This window comes from Pseudoalteromonas sp. HM-SA03 (genome assembly GCF_002289345.1).
Taxonomy (GTDB): Bacteria; Pseudomonadota; Gammaproteobacteria; order Enterobacterales; family Alteromonadaceae; genus Pseudoalteromonas.
This window is the reverse complement of the sequence record NZ_NSDG01000198.1, coordinates 1-1,454: the sequence shown is the minus strand read 5'-3', so window position 1 is coordinate 1,454 and position 1,454 is coordinate 1. Positions and strand designations below refer to the sequence as shown.

1 pseudogene is annotated in these 1,454 nt (G+C 42.5%); it reads left to right on the top strand.

The window, feature by feature from the left end:
- Positions 1-720: 720 nt before the first annotated feature.
- Positions 721-1,080 (top strand): annotated as a pseudogene (locus CKO50_RS23300) (reverse transcriptase N-terminal domain-containing protein); the annotation flags it as partial.
- Between the last annotated feature and the right edge of the window lie 374 nt (positions 1,081-1,454).

The window sequence follows — 1,454 nt, the reverse complement described above, 5'->3', positions numbered from 1 at the left end:
TCATTCTGGACTGATTACTGATATGGTTCAGCCAGTCTGAGCATCAAAACGTCAATATTCAGGATCGACTAGTTATATTTTGGGTTGTAGTGGCCAAGCTAAATTGGCCTCTGCTTTATAGTTTAGCTAGTGCCTAAACACTAACTTATTTCTGTCCGTGCGACTTGAAGTCGCATGAAGCGCTGCTCACCGCGATAAGAGTGGACCATCTATATCACCAGATGACCCTATGGCTCTGAATAAAGCAGCGAGCCAGACAATGTAACAAAGCCAATGGGCGGGAAACAAATCGTGAGAGGAGTTTCTTCCTGATAACCACAATCGGGTAAGTGCTAGGGAATCAGTATGATGAACGTATGTGAATCCATGTAAGGTGCGTTATATGATAAGCAGCGGAAGTGGTTTATACGCTGTAGCCAAACGGCAACGTGAGTAGGAAAGAGATTGGACAGTGCTCTTTCGTGATCGATAGGCTCACCGCACTATACATCTAACCTGATATTGCGCGACATGCGGAACAAGGTAAGCCTGTATTTCTCCCTATGGGAAAGTAACCTGTGAAGGTTGCCGATAGTTGTGCAGGTAAAGGAAATTGGAAAAAGCCAATGCTGCGTTGTAATGATGCAGATACAGATTTTATCTGGCACGAAAGTGAGCCCACTTCCAACTGGTCTCCCGTTGCAAGATGATTTGAAGAACTTTATTTATGAGGATACGCAAATGATGACTTCGCTTGAAGTTAGTGCCTCTTCAGACAAAAGCGAATGGCAATCCATTAACTGGAAGGCTATTGAGCAAAATGTGTTAAAGCTTCAGATGCACATTGCAAAGGCAATTCGAGAAGGTAAACAAGGTAAAGTGAAAGCATTGCAATGGTTACTGACTCACTCGAAGTCAGCAAAGTTACTAGCTGTCAGACGAGTATCACAAAACAAAGGTAAACGAACAGCAGGTATTGATGGCATCATTTGGAATTCCGATGTACAAAAACTTGCGGCAGTTAACCAACTGAGTAGAAAAGGTTACAAGGCCAAACCGCTCAGACGCATTTATATCCCCAAGAAAAACGGCAAACTCAGACTGAATCACCCCGAGTTCATCGGAGACTAGTTGTTTAAGTCAGGCTACTTTACCTGACTCTCTTAAATTACCATAGTGTGACAAAGTTAGCGCTCTAAATTTGACAACTACCACATATAGCTTCTTAGGCTGAGTTTAAGAACACGGTTTAAAACCGCCTGCCTTGATTGAAGTCACCTGTTACAATAACTGAATACTTACCTGACCTCACGGAACCCATCACCACACGCGCAGAAATACTTAATACTAAAGTTAGATAGCTCTCCTTTTAGCCTTGAAAACCATTCCTTATCTTTCTTATTTGGTGCTTCATTACCGACGATCCAAATAGACATACACCTAACTTCTCCATGTAAGGAGTACATCAATAGCTG